The following is a 20,134-nucleotide window of genomic DNA, read 5'->3' as shown; positions in this document are numbered from 1 at the left end:
TAGGGATGGACCCTTTGTGTTCAACACTTTGCTCTCTTTATTTATTTACGCACCTCCCGTAAGAGGTGCGATTTTCACAAGGCGTATGAAAATACGTTATTTACGTGTGATGTTATTCGCTTTTGGTTGAGCAATTGGAGACTGCTCAGCAAAGTATTTCACGACTGCATCAACATCTGGCACGCTGTAAACTGGATCTTTACCTTCTTTCAGTACAGAGAAATTACTACCACCTGTTGCTAAGTATTCGTTAGCCACAACACGGTAGTTCGCTTTCATATCTACTGGTTTACCGTCAATTTTCATTGATTCAACGATAACACGGTTGCCATTAGATGCTTTGCTATCCCATGTGTACTGGAAGTTACCTGAAATTGCTAACACTTGTGGACGTGAACGATCCCATTGTTGTTCTAACAGGCGTTTGATTTGCTCACCTGTTAATGTTTGAGTTAACAGTACGTTAGAGAATGGCTGTACTGTGTAGATTGCGTTATAAGAAACGTCACCACCAGTCATATCAGCACGAATACCACCGCTGTTCATAAATGCGATTTGTGCGCCACCCGCATCTTTTGGTTTTGCAGTGTATAAATGCGCATCAGCGATCACTTGACCCAGTGCAGATTCACCCGCGTCGTTAGTTTGCTTCGTTAAATTACCTTCTAGCTTACCAATGATACGGTTAGCTAATGGGGTTGCGATTTTTTCGTAAGCTTCTAACAGTTTGGTAACGGCTGGATCTTTTTCATATTTGCGGTTATCAACCCAAATATTACGTGCTTCAACGTCAACAACGTCTTTTGTTGTTTTGTCTAGTTTCAGATCGATACGCGTTAACATTGCACCATTTGATTGCGCAGATGTCACTGATTTACCGTTGATAGTACAGTTATAAGCTTGGTGAGTATGACCAGTCACAACAAAGTCAATCGCAGGATCTAATTGATCAACAACACCTAATACTTTACCCGTAATACCATTACATGCGTTGATATTCACAGGACCACCGTCACGACGTTGTGCAGCACCTTCGTGAATTAACACACCAATCGCTTGAACACCTTGTGCTTTTAACTGAGGCACTAATGCGTTGATTGTTTTCGCTTCGTTATGGAAGCTTAAACCTTCAGTACCTTTAGGTGTTACGATTGCCGCAGTACCTTCCAGTGTGACACCGATAAATGCAACAGGGATACCGTTAAATTCTTTGATAACATATTCAGGGAATAACGTTTTGCCTGTTTCATTAACAGTTACGTTTGCTGATAAGTATTGGAAATCAGCCCCTTTAAATTCAGTTGGACCTTGGCAACCCGTCACAGGGTGGCAGCCACCGTTCTGTTTACGCAGTAACTCGCCCATGCCTTTATCAAATTCGTGGTTACCCACAGACGTTGCTTCTAAGCCTGCTAATGATAATGCTTCGATAGAAGGCTCATCATGGAACATTGAAGATAACAGTGGGCTTGCACCAACCATATCACCCGCGGCAACAACGATGTTGTTCGGGTTATCTTTCTTCATTTCTTTGATTAATGTTGCCATGTGCTCGATGCCACCAGGTTTGTTTGGACCTGGCGCTTTTAGCGCACCGTGGAAGTCGTTCATTGCGATAACACGCACATCAACAACATTAGCTTCGTCGTAGTTCTTTGCACAACCAGCTAATAAGACTGAGCTTACTGCCAGTGCAACGAGTTTATATTTATGGTTCATTTAAAATTTATCCCTAAGATCAAAATTCACGTTTCGGACAATCAATGACTTCGAAATCTTTGCTATAACAGATATAGAATTCATCTCGATTAATTTGAATTTCCTTATCCTTCAATGATGGATTGTGTTCTTTTAAGAACTTAATCAATGCACTGTTTGAAGGACGGCCTTCTGGTAATACTAACGCTTCATACAACTCTTTTTGTTTACCAAAGAATGCATCTGGTGTATCAAACGCACATACACCGTGTTTTTCCCACTCACCTTGTAGTAAGTCGATACCCGGAGAATCACACAGATAAGGTTTGATAGCAGAGTATTCTAAAGGTGGTAAATCGCCTTTACATAAACGAGGATGCTTGCGTATGTCTTTCCAATCACGGCACTCTTCCCATGATTTACCATCACAGGTTTCAGCCCACAGCCCATGAACAATCCAACCAAATTTATTATCTGAGAAGCATTGGATTTCAAATTTATCATACTCACGTTTTGCACGATCTTTTTCATTGTCGTTATTTAACCGCTTAATGTTATTACTTTTATAATCACAAAAAGCGGGTGAGTAGTTAATCGCTAACTTAAAGTAATCTGTTGATGCTGTACTGTTTTGACCATAGCGATCATTAGAAGCAATGTAGTCGTAAGGTGCTGTTGGTGCATCAGGTAAAATACAAGATACGCCTTCAACTAATTTAGCTTGAGGTTTTAATGGTTCTGTAATTTCAGGTGCTTGCGTTGCACATCCTGCTAACACTAAAGCAAAAGCAGCAGGTAATAGCTTCATAAAGCGCATAAAATCCCCTTAAAGAGCAATAAGTTTTACTCTTTTGGTTCAAAAAGGTAAGAGAAGCCTGCCCAGAATGGACAGGCTTTAATGGCTTATTTCTTCTCTGTTAAATCAATTTTGTAAATTGCAAAACCGATTTCATCATTTTCCACAAAGGTCATTGGATATTGAGAGAAATCTTTAATAAATGCAGCCGCTTTCTCACTTGGTGACGTTTCAAAACGTACATCTAACGCTTTGTCAGTCTTAATAGGTAAGAATGACCAGTTGTTAGCAGCTTTAGTTGCAACTTCGCCTTTTTCTTTCGTTTGTTTAGCAATGTAAGACGCTAAGATTGCACGGTTTTCATCTGGAGATGCGAACGCAATATTTGCTTCACCAGTACCTGCAAACTTACCACCGTATCCACGGTAGTTATTTGTTGCGATCAGGAATGTTGCTTTAGGATCGATTGGCTTGCCTTCATAAGTCACGTCTTTGATACGATTCGCATCTTTATTAACGACTTGGCAATCAACGTCATATTTAGCTGGTTGAGTTAGGTCAACTTTATAGTTCACACCACTAATGGTATCGAAGTTATAAGTACGGAAACCATCCCAGTTGATTAGTTCTTGTGGTTTAGTTGAATTTGGATCAACTTGGTTCCACATACCCGCAGAACATTCTAACCACTCAACAACATCAGCACCGGTCGCTTTAACGACCACTAATGTGTTTGGATACAGGTATAAGTCTGCAGCGTTACGGAATGTTAAGTCACCTTTTTCAACTTCGACGAAGTCTGCTGGTGCATTTTTACGACCACCCGCTTTAAATGGCGCAGCTGCACCTAATACTGGTAAACCGTCTAAGTTCGGATCACCTTGAATAAAGTGTTTGGTGTAATCAACTTGTGCATCATTCACGATTTGTACAGTTGGATCGCTTTGTACTAATGCTAAGAAGCTGTACATGTTGGCAGAAGCTTTACCAATGTGTTTACCTACAAAATCACGAGTACCTTGGTGTGCTTTTTCGATGATTTGCGCTAATTCAGCATCACGTTCAACTAATGCTTTTTTGTTTGCTTTATCAAAGATAGGACGCGCTTCACCTGTTGCTTGTGTCATCACCCATTTACCGCTGTCGTTGTTGATAACCATATCAACGACACCTAAGTGATCACCCCATTGGCCAGGCATAACAGCAGGAACGCCATTTACAGTACCTTTAGCAACATCAACACCTTTAATGCCTTCAAATTCTTTGCTTGGGAATACGCCATGAGCGTGACCAAACATGATTGCATTGATGCCTTCAACTTCGCTTAAATAATAAACAGAGTTTTCAGCCATTGCTTTGTACGGCTCTGACGCAAAACCAGAGTGAGGAATAGCCACAATCAGGTCAGCACCCTCTTTTTTCATTTGAGGGACGAATTTTTTCGCTGTTTCTGTAATATCGTTTACAACGACCTTACCATCCAGATTGGCTTTATCCCAGATTAAGATCTGTGGTGGAACGAAGCCGATATAACCAATCTTGATAGTGTGTTCTTTACCATCACGATCTTTTACTGGTGTATCAACAATGATATAAGGTGTGAAATAGTTTTTGCCTGTTTTCGCATCCATCACGTTGGCGTTGATGTAAGGGAATTTAGCACCGGCAATGGCTTTTTTCAGGTAATCTAAACCATAGTTAAATTCATGGTTACCAAAGTTACCTACTGTGTAACCCATGGTGTTCATCAGCTGGTGAGCTGGATGAGATTCGCCTTTTTCTAAGCCTTTAGCTGCTTGATAGTCAGCCAGCGGGCTACCTTGGATCAAGTCGCCGTTATCAACTAAAATCGCATTGGTTGCTTCAGCTTTTGCTGCTTTAATTAAATTAGCAGTACGGACATAACCAAACTGTTCTGTTGGTTTGTCTTTGAAGTAGTCAAAGTCGATTAAGTTACTGTGAACATCAGACGTCTCCATAATACGAAGATCGACTGTCGCAGCATTCACGTTGAATGCGACAAACATTGCTAATGTTGAAATTTTCAACACATTCTTAACCATTACACACCCCTTATATATTGGTTAACAAGGAGAGCGAAATCGCTCTCCTTTGGTTACTTCTATCAAACGGTAATGCTTTTGTCAGGACTAGAAGTACAGACGCATACCCGTTTCGAAGATATATTGTTTAGTGTCTTTATATGCTTCGTTGTCACTGCGTGCATCATCATATGCCATTTCAGCAAATAAACGTAAGTTGTTGTATTTAGATACCGCAAAACGTTTATCTACACCCACAGTATAGGTTTCTTTTTTGTAGTTGAAAGTGTTGGCATCACCATCACGCAGGTAGTAACCCGCATACATACCACTTTCAATACGATCCCAGTGCCATTTCACACCAACACCATATAAATCTGCTTTCCAGTCACCTTTAACAGAGTTCCATTTATAATCTTTTGAAACTGCATTACTTGCTAAAGTTAAACCTGAATTTTTACCACGAGATTGACCATAGTCTAAACCGATAGAAAATTCACGACCTGGGAAGAAGTATTCGGCACCAAATGCTAAGATACTGTTTTCAGGAGTTTTCCCTTGAACTGTACTCTTACTACTATGAGTCGCTTCACCTTTAGCGGCAGAGTAACCACCATCAAGCTCTAAACCGAAAGTTGATTTATAGAAACCCACTACTGAATATGCACGAGTAATATCACCAGTGGTACGAGTATTATCATCACCTGTTTTACCTGTTACAGTACCGGCTAATTTAAAGCCTTCATAACGGTTAGTTTCAATAAAGATAGTTTGTGGTAAACGGGTCATAAAGTTGTTTTTACCAACACCTTTACCATCAGCATAACCATTGCTATAACCTACGGCACGACCTAATACATCACTAAAGTAGAACACACCCGTGTTACCATAGCCGTAGCTTGATTTTTTCACCCAGTCGATTGGAATATAAGTACGACCAAACTGGATTTGACCATAATCACGATGAGAGAAACCGACATAACCCACACGGTTGTACATTTCAAAGTTTGATTTAGGGTTGTCACTGTTTGTTTTTTGAGTGTCTGAACCCCACTCTAATTTACCAAAGACTTTGATATCGTTAGTCAGTTCGTGTGAACCGAAGAAACCGATACGGCTACCATCATCCGTCATTTTCATTTCGTGATTTTGGCTGGTCACTTGTGTTTTTAAACGGAACTGACCATTTACATCAAAACGTGTACCTTTATCGTTATACACGTTTACCGCGTTTGCCGATCCAGAAAGAACCAACAAACCAACCAGTGCTGCTAGAGGCTTCAAGCTTTTCATGATTAAAATACCCATCTATCTATTTTCTATAGTTTTATGACTTTCTTTAAGGTCAAAAATAATACCGCCGTATATAGTTGACCTGAGATTCAGGCAAAAGATCCCTGCCACGAATTTCGAAAAAGAAAATCGCTCTCACAATTGATAATTTTTATAGCTACTAATTATGACTCTACAAAATTTTCTTAAAGGCTTTAATTTCCTTGACACAGACGTAATCACCAATAAGACACAAAAATAATATCCTCATTATATTTAAATAAGGGCATTGCTTTTATTTCTGTCAGGAAAAGAAATAGGTCGTTGAGTTTTCGATGGCATGTTACTCAAAAAAAAGCCCAACTTTCGTGATACAGTCCACAATTACACCAATGTGTATTTTCATGGTTACATACTCAAGTGATAGGTATCACAATTAAAGGTAAAGATACGTGTTTTTTGAACTTAATCAACTTTTTAAAAATAGCACTTTTAGATTTTTCTTTTATATTTCATTTCTTTATAAGACTCTTTTTTTTGCTAATAAAAAATTTATCCCCCTATTTAATATATTTAAAAGGAAGTATTAATTTTAACCACTAAATAAATAACACTAAAGATTTAAATATTGTTATTCCTAATTAATAATTTTTTATCTTTATATTTATTTCTTATTTAAATAAAGGCAAAGTCGAATTTAAATACAATTTAACTAGTGGTAACGAGTAACACCCCATCATAAAAAGAATAATTATCTGTAAATATTCAAAAGAGAAGCACAAGAATGCTATTCAATTACAATATCTAATCAATACGTACAAGTAACAACAAAACCCAATGAAACATTACAAAATCTAAACTATAACACTGGTTAATATAAAAAGCCCAATCGTGCTCTTTTAACGATATTTGAAAAAAAAATATCAATATTTGTGATCTTAATCACTTTGTTGATTGTGAAAAATCCCCTCATATATTTTCCTTATTTTGTGATAATAATCACACAAGAGCGTCAAGAATATTTTTGTTTTGTAAATTAATGCAGAGATAAATCTGAAAGTGATTTCAGTTTGTAAACAAAAAAGAGTGTAAAAATAAAATCTTGTGATTATTGTCACATAATGGTTTGTAATAAAAATCATGCTATTTCATTATTAATATTCTTAATCAATCTAATTCAGATAAGAATAAAACTCATTATCATAGAGTAGATTTACTAATTATTCGTTTCAGCTTTTTTTATCTTTTTATTAAATAACACGGTATAGATTTTCTTTTAAAGGATATTACCTTTTAGATACCCTAAACATTCAGTATCATATTGTGGTAAATAATGATTAAGGGGAATGTCAGATGCTGTGGTTTAAAAATATTTTAGTCTATCGCTTAAATAAAGGGATAGCACTGTCAATGGATGAGTTAGAACAACAGCTTGCCTCATTGGCATTCACACCTTGTAGTAGCCAAGATATGACTCGGACAGGTTGGGTTTCGCCGATGGGTGATCGCGGTGAAGCGCTTATCCATGTTGCTGGCAAACAAGTCATGATGTGTGCACGGAAAGAAGACAAAATTTTACCTGCGACAGTTATTAAACAAGCACTGCAAGACAAAGTTGAAAAACTTGAAGGTGAGCAAGGACGTAAACTGAAAAAAACAGAGAAAGCCACCTTAAAAGATGAAGTGGTGCACACTCTGCTTCCTCGTGCTTTTAGTAAATTCTCACAAACATTTATTTGGCTCGATTTAGAAAAACAACTCGTTATTGTTGATTCGGGCAGTGCAAAACGCGCTGAAGATAACTTAGCCTTGCTGCGTAAGACCTTAGGTTCATTACCTGTTGTTCCTTTGAACTTCAATGAATCCGTTGAATTAAAAATGACAGAGTGGGTACGCTCTGGAGAACTCCCAGCTGGCTTTACCTTGATGGATGAAGCAGAACTAAAAGCGGTCTTAGATGAAGGTGGCGTTATTCGTTGTAAGAAACAGGAATTAGTCTCTGATGAAATTGCGACGCATATTGAAGCGGGTAAATTTGTCACCAAACTCTCTGTAGATTGGGAAGATCGCCTGCAATTTATGCTTTGTGATGATGGTTCTATCAAACGCATTAAATTCAGTGAAACTTTACGTGAGCAAAATGATGATATTGATAAAGCCGATTTTGCCCAACGTTTTGATGCCGACTTTATTTTAATGACCGGTGAACTCAGCGCTTTAATTGAACGAGTCACCGAAGTCCTAGGCGGCGAAGCAGAGTAATAATATTATTCAAGAAAACAGCCTATCATTCTCTATGTATAGGCTGTTTTTTATTTAATGAAAAATAAAGATTATTTTTGAATTAAATAACGAATAGTTGGACCATCTTGTTGAATATCTAACACGGTATAACCGTAGTTTTTCGCATCAAGTGGAATATTGTTGATTGATTGAGGGCAATCACTGACCACTTCTAAAATCTCGCCTTTTTTCAGTGATGGCATAGCTTCAAGCGTTGCCACCGCAGGGTAAGGACAAGGTTCACCGACCATATCTAGACGATAATCAGGAACAATGGTGTCTTTCTGGCTCATGCGATTTCCTTATTAATCTGGGTTGAAATAGAGTGTGCTTGTTGTGCTTTTTTACGAAAGAAATGTTTCTCCCACCAAAGTAGCGACACAAATGACAGACCCAACATCAGATATGTCACGCCTAATCCGCCTACAGGCCCAAAAGTATCAAGTAAATTAATTTTGTCGTAGTCAGTCGCTAAGATGGCTGAAAAATCATCCCAATAATAAGCGAGTAACGTCGAACCAATCACATTGCCTAATCCAACCCACCAAAAGTGAATTTGACCTTCAACAGCGCGATACATCCAGCCAGTTTCACACCCACCAGCAAGCACAATACCGAAACCGAAGAGTAAGCCGCCAACTACGGCATTAGGACCCGCCCACATAATTTTAGGTGATGCACCTAATTGGACATAGCTAAAGATCCCAATGGCACTCACTGCCATACCGATGATAATCGCTTTTGCCATATGGGTTCTGCCTGTTATCCATAAGTCACGGAAAGCAGAAGTAAAACAGATTTGTGCACGTTCAATTAAAATACCAAAACCAATACCGCCTAGCATGGCGAAACCCAGTTTGGGTGAATCAAAGAGAATAATTAAAGACCACGCAATCATGGCAAAAAAGATAACCATTCCCAATCTAAAGCGACGTTTCGCACGTTGTTTATCTTGAGTGATAGGTGACGCTTGGCTGACTTTTTGCAGTTTTACTGGAATACGGAACAGTGGCATCAATGACAGCTTGGCACCGAAATAGGAACCGACTGCCGTTGCAACCGCAAAGAACCAAGCATGTAAAGAGAACTGAGGAATACCCGTAAAGAAGGCAGCAAGGTTACAACCCATTGCTAAACGAGCACCAAAACCTGCGATGATCCCACCTAGAACAGCTTGAAGAATACGAATTTTATGTTGAGGATGACGAAGTTTGACGTTATTGGCCCAAAGAGCCGCCATAATGCAACCTCCAAACATCCCGATAATCATCACGCCATCAATACGCGTTAATGGCGTACCTTCAAGACCGATGATTTTAAAATAACCCCATTCTTCAGGATGAGCACCGAACCATTGCATAACGTGACCACCCCAGCGGGTAAACTCACCAGTGACAGCCCAGAAAGTGCCGGTTAAACCAAAGTAATAAGTTGATAAGATACCTGCCGCGATAACTGCTGGAAGAGGCTTCCAAAAACGGATCAGGTATTGAGATTTAAATTCTGACCAAGACATGTTTTTTCCTAGAACTAACCTCTACGAGAGACACTCTCCACGCAGTAGGATGAGGCGAACATGTTACTCCAATAATTTTTTTATCAAAGAGTCAGTATTCAGATAAATGAGAGAAATTTGCGTTATAACAATTTTTTGTAACAAGTGGGTAACTTATCCCACTTATAAATTCAGTGAACATTTCCATTTATAAGTGGGGAATAAGTGTTTAGCAGATACGAGGTAAAGGCTCGTTATAAGGTAGGTCGAGGATACGACTAGTACCGAAAATGCCTGTTAAACGAATATAATTATCCGTTGTGACTTCGCCAATCGTGCAAGCGTCTTTGCCTAAAGCATGTTGATGCAGTGCTTCAAGTACTTGTGCTTCCGCTTCAGGTGAAACCACTAAAACAATTTTTCCTTCGTTAGCGAAATTAAGCGCTTCAAGTCCTAATAATTCGCATACACCACGAACGGATTGTTTCATAGGTAATTTGCTTTCATGCACGTTCATGCCACAACCGCTGGCTTGAGCAAACTCATGCAAAATCGCTGTCACACCGCCTCGAGTTGCATCACGTAATGCTTTAATTCCTTCGATTTGGCGTAAAGGGGCAATCATTGGCTCAAGAACCGCGCAGTCACTTTGCAGATCCGCTTCAAGCCCTAAATTTTCACGAAGATTCAGGATTGTTGCACCATGATCGCCAATAGTGCCACTCACTAAGATCTTATCGCCTGCTTTAATGTTTGATGCAGCCCAATGAATTTTGGTTGGGATCACACCAATACCCGCGGTGTTAATAAAAATCTTATCCGCAGCACCACGAGGAACCACTTTCGTATCACCCGTAACAATTTGAATGCCCGCTTGTTGCGCGGCTTTTGCCATTGCCATCACAAGGGTTTCTAGGGTTTCAAAAGGAAGTCCTTCTTCCAAAATAAAACCACATGAAAGGTAACGAGGAACTGCACCACCAACAGAAAGATCGTTAGCCGTCCCGCAGACCGATAATTTACCAATGTTTCCACCAGGGAAAATAATGGGATCGATGACATAGCTATCTGTACTAAAAGCAAGACGATCGCCCAGTGTGGTTAACTCATTTAAGGCGATCCGCGCTTGATCTTCTTTTTCATTTAATAATGGATTATCGAACGCTTTTAAAAATAGTCCTTCGATAAGTTGCTGCATACCTTGCCCGCCGTTTCCTTGGGCTAAGGTGATTTCATCAGGTTGTTTCATATATTACCTTCACGGCGATACTGATAATAAGCCGCACATGCACCTTCAGATGATACCATCAAGGCACCCAATGCCGTTTCTGGTGTACAACTTTTACCAAAGAGTGGGCAATCGGAAGGTTTGCATCGTCCTGTTAATACATCGCCACAGCGAGATTGCGGATTATCAGCCACTTTCTGCGGGGCGGGAGTAAAACGTAATTCAGCATCAAACTCAGAATAAGCAGGTGTTAATTGAATACCTGACATTGGGATTTCACCCAATCCACGCCATTCACTGGTTTCTTTTAACATAAACACTTCGCTAAGTGCTTTTTGAGCCAACTTATTACCTTCATTCGGTACAATGCGACTATATTGGTTTTCAATACTTAAAACATAATCTGTATTTTCTGCTTTTGCTTTAAGTTGTTTAATGACCATCAGTATAGCTTGTAATAAGTCTAATGGTTCAAATCCTGTCACGACAAAAGGCTTTTCAAATTCGTCACATAGCGGTTGATATGGCGTACAGCCAATCACCATACTCACATGCCCTGGAGCAATAAAGCCGTCAATGCGAACATCATCTTGTTCTAGTAGACAACGTAAAGTAGGCACGATAGTAATATGCTGACAAAACAGAGAGAAATTTTTGAGTCCACGCAATTTCGCTTGTTGTAGCGTCATTGCAGTACTTGGCATCGTAGTTTCAAAACCTAAACCAAAAAAGACGACTTGTTTATCTGGGTTATCTTGTGCAATTTTGAGGGAATCGAGCGGTGAGTAGACAATACGAATATCACTGCCACGACGACGCGCATCCAGCATTGAGCCATTACGTCCCGGTACTCGCATTGCATCACCAAAAGTACAGAATATGACATCAGGACGGGCTGCAATTTCTAAACAAGCATCAATTCGCCCCATCGGTAATACACAAACAGGACAACCCGGTCCATGAACAAATTCAATTTCTTCTGGTAATAAGCGATCTAGACCAAATTTAAAAATGGCATGTGTATGCCCACCACACACTTCCATAATTTGTAATGGCCGTTTAATAGGATGAGGCCATTGTGAAATAGTTTCACGGATTTGGGCTAGTAAGGCTTTCGCAAGTTCGGGATCACGAAATTCATCAACGTACTGCATCATCAGCCTCTTCGAGGGTCACACCATAGACATGCTGTAATGCATCAAGGGTATCTTGTGCTTCTTGCTCATCAAGAATACTCATGGCAAATCCCACATGAATAAGTACCCATTTGCCTAATAATTCACTAGGTTCGCCTTCACATACCATCGAAATATTAACAGCACGTTTGACGCCACTGACTTCGGCATAAGCGAGTTGGTGGACGTCTTCGCCCACCTCAACAATCTTAGCTGGAACACCTAAGCACATAAACGACTCTCCAACCAAGCTAACCACTCTTCCATGCCTTCACCCGTTGTTGCTGATAACGCAATGATTTCGATATTTGGGTTAACACGGCGAGCGGATTCAATACAGGCTTGAACATCAATATTCAGATGTGGCACTAAATCAATTTTGTTGATAATCATTAAATCAGCCGCAGCAAACATATGCGGGTATTTCAGTGGTTTATCTTCACCTTCAGTGACAGAAAGAATCGCAACTTTATGCTTTTCACCCAGATCAAAACTGGCAGGACAAACTAAGTTACCCACGTTTTCAATAAAGAGAACGCTGTTATCTTGTAAACCTAATTGATGTGTCGCATCATGCACCATTTGTGCATCAAGGTGACAACCTTTTCCTGTATTCACTTGGATCGCTGGCACACCAGTTTCACGGATGCGATCCGCATCATTAGTGGTTTGCTGATCGCCTTCGATCACCGCGCAAGGCACCCGTTGAGCTAACTGTTTTAATGTTTGTGTTAATAGCGTTGTTTTACCGGAGCCTGGGCTTGAAACTAAGTTTAATGCCAATACATTTTGTTGTTCAAAATGTTCACGGTTATGAACAGCAATGCGGTTATTTTTATCCAGCACATCCATTTCAATTTTCAGCATACGCTTTTGGCTAATACCGGGAGCATGTGTTCCCGCTTCACCTTGGCCATAATGCATATTCTGATTTTCAATCACAGGGCTAAATTGCTCTTCGTGCTCATGTTCGTGATCGTGGTCATGATCATGTGCATGATCGTGGCTGTGAGAATGATGATGTGAATGCTCATGGTTATAATCATGAGAATGATCGTGACTGTGAGCATGGTCATGATTGTGTGAATGATCATGCTCATGATGATCGTCATGTCCATGATGATGTTCATGGAAAACAGGCGCTTCGTTTAGCTGTGCATCGTTATGAAAATGGAGATGAACATCACCACTGTTATGGTAATAGTGGTGATGAACGATGATAGGCTGACCATGTGTTTCGTAGTTATGTTTATGCTTTTGTTCAGACTTATCAATATATTTATGAACAGTATTCGCTGGAGTAGCATTGTGTTCATGATGATGATCATGCCCGTGATGGCCGTGATCATGATGATGACCGTGGTCGTGATGATCATGGTCATGAGAGTGATGATGGTGGTGCTCATGTGAATGAGGCTCTACGCCTTCAATTCTGACATTGCCTTCGCCACAACCGCAAGTGCTACACATATTCTGACTCCTGTACTATTCAATAAGAAGAATGTGACTCTGTGTCGCGTAAAATTTCTACACTATGATCTTAACTGACCACGGAAGAGAGAACGACGACTTAAATCAACTTCTGCTACGGATTGTGTCTGAACAGGAAGAGAAAGTGCCATTTTTACACTATTTTCCACCAACTCAACAGCATGTTCCCCTGAAAGGTGTCTATCAAGTGGCGACATTAATGAACACGCGAGATATTGCATATCACCAGCAAGCTCACCCACAACGAATTTAATCTGACCACAAGGCAATTCTAACCCAATGCGATCGCCTACTTTTCGATGTGGCCATTCTTGTGAAGGCCCTGGGAAAACGACAAGCTCTAGCATCCAAGGAGTAAGAACAGCTCCAATCCACTGGTTTTCAAATAAGGTAAAGCCCCCTGCTTTTACAGGAATACCTTCTCGATAAAAAGGAAGCCCTTTCATCTCTTTTTCAGCAATTTCACTAAAACGCGCTTCAAGTTGCTCAACAGGCGGTTCATCGTATCCTACGATATCCCAGCTTATTTCACTCATGCTGTTACCTCTTTGGGTGTGACAGGAATACCATATTCACGCAAAATATTGACGACATGTTCCAACGCAATTTCCATTGATTTTTGACCAATGTCAGACAGTGACATGCTTGGCTCTAATGACGCAGGTTCAATACCCACTAAAATAAGCTTGCGTGGAAATTCATCTGTCATACGCAATGCCATAAGCACATCAGATAAGCCTAACTGATGAGGCGAGATCTTCTGCGTAAAAAGTGCGGGAACATCATCATCATGTAACACAAAAATACTGCCAGGTTCATGATTGCTTCTTACCGCATCGGCAACAATCAGGAGATCTCTTGCAGCGATATCTTGCAAAATTTCCATACCTGATGTGCCACCATCAATAACATCGACGTTCTCTGGTAAAGAGAAGCGCTCTTCGAGCGCTTCTACTATACGAACACCAATGCCTTCATCGCTTAGTAATAAATTACCAATACCTAAGACGAGAGTTCGCATTATAATACCTTCACCTTACTTAGTTCTTTACCTGTTAAATCAACCATATGCACAGCACACGCCATACATGGGTCAAAGGAGTGGATCGTTCTTACCACTTCTAATGGTTTTTTCGGATCAGCAACAGGTGTACCAACAAGTGATAACTCATAAGGACCTGGCTCATCATTAAAGTTACGAGGACCCGCATTCCATGTTGATGGAACAACCGCCTGATAGTTAGTGATTTTACCGTCTTTAAACACGATCCAGTGAGATAACATACCGCGAGAGGCTTCTTCAAACCCCACACCTCGGTACTCTTTACCTGGTTCAAACTCTGGTTTAATAAAGGCAGCAGTATCGCCACGACCAATATTATCAACCAGTGATTGCCACAAGAAGTTTAGAGAATCTTGTAACACACACGCATGAACAGTACGTCCAATAATGCGTCCCCAAGTTGACTCTAACTGCTCATTAACCAGCGTTTCACCCGTTAATTTAGTGTATATCCCATTGATTTCATTATAGTGTTTAACAGTTCCTTCATGCTTACCTGCTAAACCACATACTAACCATGCTAACGTACCCACTTCGACAGGTTTGCCATAGAATGTAGGTGATTTAACCCATGAGTATTTTTCGTTCTCATCCCAACCTGTATATTTAGGACGAGTCAAACCTTCCCACGGTTTTAATGGTTCATCATCTTCATACCATGCGTGTTTACCACTTTCTTCGATACCGTCTTTCAGGTTTTCATCTTTCCAGTCTTTAATTGGACGATACGTTGAGAAATCAACGCCTTCCATATAACCACCAGACAATAAAAACTCAGTGTTATTACCGTTAATAGGTAATTCAGGTACAGATAAATAGTAGTTCGCGCCTTTACCAATTTTTAGCCACTCTGGGTAATAAGCAGCAAAAATCGCAGTATCGACTTTATAAACTTGTTCAATAAAATCGCCAAGATTATCGATAAAGTGCTTCACATACATCAGACGTTCTAAGTTAAGAACACTTGGTGCATCAAGGTTAATTGGGTTAGCAACCCCCCCTACTGCCAAGTTTTGAATGTGTGGTGTTTTACCACCCAGAACCGCTACGATACGGTTAGCATCACGCTGACATTCAAGTGCTTGCAGATAGTGAGCAACAGCAATCAGGTTAACTTCTGGTGGTAATTTCATGGCTGAGTGACCCCAGTAGCCATTAGCGAAAATACCTAACTGACCGCTGTCAACCAGACCTTGAATTTTCTTCTGAACCTTTCTGAATTCTTCAGCAGAGTTCAATTGCCACTGAGAAACACCTTTTAGCATCGCTGACGCTTTTTCAGGATCGGCTTGTAACGCTGAAGTAATATCAACCCAGTCCATCGCAGAAAGCTGATAGAAGTGGACGATATGGTCATGAAGAATATGCGAAGCCAAAATAATGTTACGGATATACTGCGCATTGACAGGAATATCCATACCTAAGGCATCTTCAACAGCACGTACTGAGGCAATTGCGTGAACTGTCGTACAAACCCCACAAATACGTTGCACGATAATCCATGCATCACGAGGATCGCTTCCTTTTAGGATCTCCTCCATTCCGCGCCACATGGTACCGGAAGACCAAGCCTTAACAACTTTTCCGTTATCAATTTCACAATCGACGCGTAAATGCCCTTCAATACGGGTAATAGGATCAATAGTAATGCGTTGGCTCATGATTTAACCTCAGCCTTTTTTAATTGTATATTTGAGTCTGTTTGTGCAGGTAAAACCGGCAGTAAACGGATAATAAGAATGTAAGCTGTTACTTCAAATGCAACGAAACCAATAGAAATCAGCAATTCACTTGCTGTTGGGAAATAGTGGTAACCATTGCCTGGATTGTAAGCAACTAAAGAGTAGTTCATACGCCACATTGCTGCGCCAATTAAGATAAATACAGCGCAGACAAACAACATTTTTGGACTACGGCGGTTATTATTTAAATGCATCAAAATAAGAGGAAGTAACAATAATGCACTTTCAGCAATAAATAACCACGAGAACATATCCCCATTTCCGATATAACTCAGTTTACCGTTCCAAATAATTTCGCCCCAGCGACAGACCAAGAAAGCAATCAGTAATACTTCAATCACTTTGGTTAACTTGGTAAATAGCGGTGTTTCATCATCGTTCATGGTGCGGCTTGCCTTTAACAGCGAACCTTCAAAAATAACGATAGTGAAACCAAGGAGAAAGGCTGTTAACAGAGAAAACAGCGGTAACATCTCATAAGATTGCCACAGTGGATGTACTTTCCAACCCGCTGAAATCATTAATGATCCCATTGAAGATTGGTGCATGGTTGGCAGTAAAGCACCAAGACCAATAATAAAGAACATCGCTTTATTAAGGCGTTTCAACGACACTTTCCAACCTAAACGTTCTAATAACGCAGGTAAGAATTCTAATGCCATCACCATAATATAGATGGTCATACAGGTCGCTGTTTCAAACAACACTGAGTTAACGTTGAAGTATTGCGGCATAAAGAAGTGAGGCATGTTCCAATAACGACCGATATCAATGGCGATAGATAAACCACCTAATGAATAGCCGAACAAGCTCGCTAACAATGCAGGTCGCACTAATGGGTGAAATTCCCCTTTATTAAAGACATAAACAGCCCATGCAAGTGCCCAACCACCACATGCAAAGCCCGTCCCTATCAATAAGTCAAAGGCAATCCAAATACCCCAAGGATATCCCCCATTCAGATCAGAGACATCGCCCAGACCTAATACCAAACGCTTACCAATAAGAATAAAACCGAGCACAGCAAACGGTAAAAATACTCTTACTGCTAGAGTAAATAACTTACCGCCAAGTGGACGAGGATCATGACTCGACATCGTTATCCTCCTTGTGGTGTTCCTGCTCTTGTTTTTTACTATTACGGTTAACCAAATAGGTGATCCCTGCAAGGGCTGCTATTGGTAATACCATGCCTTTGTAAAGCGTATGTTGAATATGTTCAGAACGCGCACCCGTTGATAATGGTGCCACTTCTGGCATTCCTAAATTTTCGAAAGGAACAGCAGAAAGTACCATGACTTGCGTACCGCCACCTTCAAACTCACCATAGATATGATCTTGATATTCAGGAATTTTATGTAAATAAGTATCGCCACCACTAATGGTTTGACGTGGGTAATGATACTCTTCACCCGCTTTTTTCGCTAAACGACGTTTTGCTTCTTCCAACAACTCTTCGCGTGTACCGAAAATAACCGCGCCAGTAGGACAAACTTCAACACAGCCTGGTAATAAGCCTTTATCTAAGCGCTCAACCCCTTTTTGGTTACAAAGCTCACATTTATAGAGCTTACCAAATGGATCATCATAATCGTATTTTGGAATGTTATAAGGGCATCCCACCATACAATAACGACAACCTGTACAGATATCCGCGTGATAATGGACAATACCGGTTTTTGGATCTTTGGTTAACGCAGAAACAGGACAAACAGAAACGCAGTTTGCATCAACACAATGCATACATTGTTTCTTAATAAAGGCATAACCGTTTTCCAGTTGATCTTTATTTTCACCAGTACCATCACGCCAAATTTGAATGATGTTATTTGTGTAAGGACTTAATTTGTCATTGTTTGACCAAATCGGATCACCATTAGCGTAAGTATCACCACGCTCCATTGGCTCCGGGTGATTAATTTCCTGACATTTTGTGACACATGCTTGACAGCCTACACACAGTGTAGAGTCGTAGAGCATACCGAGAGACCCAGGAATTGGGGGACGGTTCTGCGCCGCAGCATGACTCGCAGTGGGTGCCATTCCCGCAAGGAGAACCCCACCTGATGCCAGCTTAAAGAAATGACGCCTATTCACCGTTTATCCTCCTGTGAGGCTCCTGTGGCATTCTTGTCACGGCCTAATTGACGCACAGCCATCACACTGACACCCGCAACTGCACCCACGACAGCACCCAGTAAGCCAGCAGCACCATAAGAGACACCACCACCTTCTTTTGCATTAACATCAGGTACTTGTGCTTTTGGTGTTGGCTGATAAACGTTCGCTAATTGGAAAATACCTTTAGTAAAGCCGATACCTTCTTCGTTACAGCCATAGCAAGGGTGACCGATACCGACAGGCCAGATCCCACCACCGACATCGCAGAATTCTAATGTTGGGCAGTTACCATAAGTTTCAGGGCCTTTACAGCCTAAATGGTATAAACACCAGCCTTGACGATGACCTTCATCACCAAATTCTTTAGCAAAACGACCCGCATCAAAATGAGGGCGACGTTCACAGTTTTCGTGAATTAAACGCTCATAAGCAAAAAGCGGTCTGTTTTTGCTATCTAACTTAGGCAATTTGTTGAAAGTAATAATATGTGCAACAGTTGCTAAGAAGTTATGTGGGTTTGGTGGACACCCTGGAATATTGATAACGGTTTTACCCGGTAAAATTGCTTCCAGTGATTTAGCGCCTGTTGGGTTACCCCCAGTAGCAGGTACACCACCCCATGCAGAACATGAACCAATAGCAATAATCGCAGCAGCCCCTTCAGCGGCTTCTTTGATATGCTCAAGAATTGGTTTTCCTGCAACCATACAGTAAACACCGCCATCTTTGTCTGGGATTGAACCGTCAACAACGAGGACGTACTTACCTTTGTATTTCTCCATCGCATTGTGTTTATTTTCTTCAGCCTGTTCACCAAAGGCCGAAGAAAGCACTTCGTGATATTCGAGTGCGATAACATCAAGAACGAGGTTTTCCAGAGTCGGGTGAGTTGCACGTAATAAAGACTCCGTACACCCTGTACACTCCTGAGCGCCAATCCAAATAACGGGTGGACGTTCAGATGATGCCATTGCATCTGACATTTCTGCGGCAGCTTTGCCGCTTAATCCCATGGTAGCTGACAACGCAGCACACAATTTCATAAAATCGCGTCGGTTAATACCATGATGGGAAAAAACATTATTCCCCAAGGCCATATATCTCTCCTGATATGATGATTTTTAATTGGAATAATTTTAAAACACCGCCTTTTTAACACTACGACACAATAATGACTTGATCATTATCAAGCGATAATTCATTAAAAAATAAATTACGCTTTTATGTGAGTAAAAACGTTTCAGCAATATAAGGTTTAATGTCTATTTTTTATATATTTCGTCATTTTAAATTTATTTAAACTCTATTTAATAATGATAATTTAAATAGAAATAATTCTCATTATCTCAACAAATAAGATGAAGATATTTTTAAAATCAATATTAATCAACGAGATACAAAAAATACAAAAAACATTCAAATTATAAGACAATATATTTAAAATAATACAAAATTAATAATCCATTATTCCTATATTCCAATAAGAATTATTAAAAATAAGTTTCAATATATTATTTAATTATAATGATGACTCTTGTTTTCATAATATCAACCTTTATATTACATCATAAGTAATGTTAAAAATTGCATTTCATAAACAAGAAATGATTACATTAATATATTTAATTTCAGCTTATTTTCATTACCTATTTAGCTAATCTTCTTTCGTTATTAATTTTTAATCACCATAATTACGTTTATTTAATAGACAAAAGTTAACCTGTTTTT

Annotated in this window: 17 protein-coding genes; 1 reads left to right on the top strand and 16 read right to left on the bottom strand. The window is 40.1% G+C overall.

What is annotated here, in order from left to right; translation table 11 throughout:
* Nucleotides 1-96: 96 nt before the first annotated feature.
* The 4 genes from JEP71_RS07100 to JEP71_RS07085 all read right to left on the bottom strand — a co-directional run bounded on the left by JEP71_RS07100 (nt 97) and on the right by JEP71_RS07085 (nt 5,829).
* Nucleotides 97-1,719: a bifunctional metallophosphatase/5'-nucleotidase gene (locus tag JEP71_RS07100; RefSeq protein WP_198625980.1), complete on the bottom strand. Its 1,623-nt coding sequence runs from the start codon at nt 1,717-1,719 to the stop codon at nt 97-99.
* 19 nt (nt 1,720-1,738) lie between these two features.
* Nucleotides 1,739-2,515, bottom strand: coding sequence for a ribonuclease T2 family protein (locus JEP71_RS07095; protein WP_069368615.1), 777 nt, complete (start codon nt 2,513-2,515; stop codon nt 1,739-1,741).
* 86 nt (nt 2,516-2,601) lie between these two features.
* Nucleotides 2,602-4,557: a bifunctional 2',3'-cyclic-nucleotide 2'-phosphodiesterase/3'-nucleotidase gene (locus JEP71_RS07090; RefSeq protein ID WP_109371787.1), complete on the bottom strand. Its 1,956-nt coding sequence runs from the start codon at nt 4,555-4,557 to the stop codon at nt 2,602-2,604.
* 87 nt (nt 4,558-4,644) lie between these two features.
* The gene (locus JEP71_RS07085) at nt 4,645-5,829 is read right to left on the bottom strand and encodes a porin (protein WP_232797549.1); all 1,185 of its coding nucleotides are present in this window, start codon (nt 5,827-5,829) and stop codon (nt 4,645-4,647) included.
* Nucleotides 5,830-7,161: 1,332 nt separating this feature from the next.
* Here JEP71_RS07085 and rdgC point away from each other — a divergent pair.
* Nucleotides 7,162-8,070: a recombination-associated protein RdgC gene (gene rdgC, locus JEP71_RS07080; RefSeq protein WP_198619327.1), complete on the top strand. Its 909-nt coding sequence runs from the start codon at nt 7,162-7,164 to the stop codon at nt 8,068-8,070.
* 71 nt (nt 8,071-8,141) lie between these two features.
* On the opposite strand, the gene yedF is transcribed toward rdgC, so the two are convergent.
* The 12 genes from yedF to hybO form a co-directional block, all read right to left on the bottom strand.
* Entirely contained in the window at nt 8,142-8,384 is a 243-nt protein-coding gene (gene yedF, locus JEP71_RS07075) for a sulfurtransferase-like selenium metabolism protein YedF (RefSeq protein ID WP_069368619.1), read from the bottom strand.
* Nucleotides 8,381-9,607, bottom strand: a complete 1,227-nt coding sequence (gene yedE / locus JEP71_RS07070) for a selenium metabolism membrane protein YedE/FdhT (protein ID WP_198625978.1) — start codon at nt 9,605-9,607, stop codon at nt 8,381-8,383. Before yedE ends, yedF begins: the two co-directional genes overlap by 4 nt.
* 208 nt (nt 9,608-9,815) lie before the next feature.
* The gene (gene hypE, locus JEP71_RS07065; protein ID WP_109371795.1) at nt 9,816-10,835 is read right to left on the bottom strand and encodes a hydrogenase expression/formation protein HypE; all 1,020 of its coding nucleotides are present in this window, start codon (nt 10,833-10,835) and stop codon (nt 9,816-9,818) included.
* The gene (gene hypD / locus JEP71_RS07060; RefSeq protein WP_075674243.1) at nt 10,832-11,968 is read right to left on the bottom strand and encodes a hydrogenase formation protein HypD; all 1,137 of its coding nucleotides are present in this window, start codon (nt 11,966-11,968) and stop codon (nt 10,832-10,834) included. The genes hypE and hypD overlap by 4 nt, the downstream gene beginning before the upstream one ends.
* A complete protein-coding gene (gene hybG, locus JEP71_RS07055) occupies nt 11,955-12,221 on the bottom strand; it encodes a hydrogenase maturation factor HybG (protein ID WP_006535180.1) in 267 nt (88 codons plus the stop codon). Before hybG ends, hypD begins: the two co-directional genes overlap by 14 nt.
* Nucleotides 12,212-13,459, bottom strand: a complete 1,248-nt coding sequence (hypB, locus tag JEP71_RS07050; RefSeq protein WP_198625976.1) for a hydrogenase nickel incorporation protein HypB — start codon at nt 13,457-13,459, stop codon at nt 12,212-12,214. Before hypB ends, hybG begins: the two co-directional genes overlap by 10 nt.
* Before the next feature lie 62 nt (nt 13,460-13,521).
* Nucleotides 13,522-14,016, bottom strand: a complete 495-nt coding sequence (gene hybE, locus JEP71_RS07045; protein ID WP_196532329.1) for a hydrogenase-2 assembly chaperone — start codon at nt 14,014-14,016, stop codon at nt 13,522-13,524.
* Nucleotides 14,013-14,501, bottom strand: coding sequence for a HyaD/HybD family hydrogenase maturation endopeptidase (locus JEP71_RS07040; protein WP_023580916.1), 489 nt, complete (start codon nt 14,499-14,501; stop codon nt 14,013-14,015). The genes hybE and JEP71_RS07040 overlap by 4 nt, the downstream gene beginning before the upstream one ends.
* Nucleotides 14,501-16,204 (bottom strand): hydrogenase 2 large subunit, encoded by a 1,704-nt coding sequence (gene hybC, locus JEP71_RS07035; RefSeq protein ID WP_064718974.1) that lies wholly within the window; start codon nt 16,202-16,204, stop codon nt 14,501-14,503. Before hybC ends, JEP71_RS07040 begins: the two co-directional genes overlap by 1 nt.
* Complete coding sequence (gene hybB / locus JEP71_RS07030) at nt 16,201-17,382, bottom strand: Ni/Fe-hydrogenase cytochrome b subunit (RefSeq protein ID WP_198625975.1); 1,182 nt, start codon at nt 17,380-17,382, stop codon at nt 16,201-16,203. The genes hybC and hybB overlap by 4 nt, the downstream gene beginning before the upstream one ends.
* Nucleotides 17,369-18,382 (bottom strand): hydrogenase 2 operon protein HybA, encoded by a 1,014-nt coding sequence (hybA, locus tag JEP71_RS07025; RefSeq protein WP_109371803.1) that lies wholly within the window; start codon nt 18,380-18,382, stop codon nt 17,369-17,371. The genes hybB and hybA overlap by 14 nt, the downstream gene beginning before the upstream one ends.
* On the bottom strand, nt 18,379-19,503 hold the full coding sequence (hybO, locus tag JEP71_RS07020; protein ID WP_109371805.1) for a hydrogenase 2 small subunit: 1,125 nt from the start codon (nt 19,501-19,503) through the stop codon (nt 18,379-18,381). Before hybO ends, hybA begins: the two co-directional genes overlap by 4 nt.
* Nucleotides 19,504-20,134: the final 631 nt, after the last annotated feature.

Source organism: Proteus sp. PR00224 (assembly GCF_016238105.1).
In the GTDB taxonomy this organism is placed as follows: Bacteria; Pseudomonadota; Gammaproteobacteria; order Enterobacterales; family Enterobacteriaceae; genus Proteus.
The sequence above is the reverse complement of the archived record's forward strand: the minus strand, read 5'-3'. Positions and strand labels throughout refer to the sequence as shown.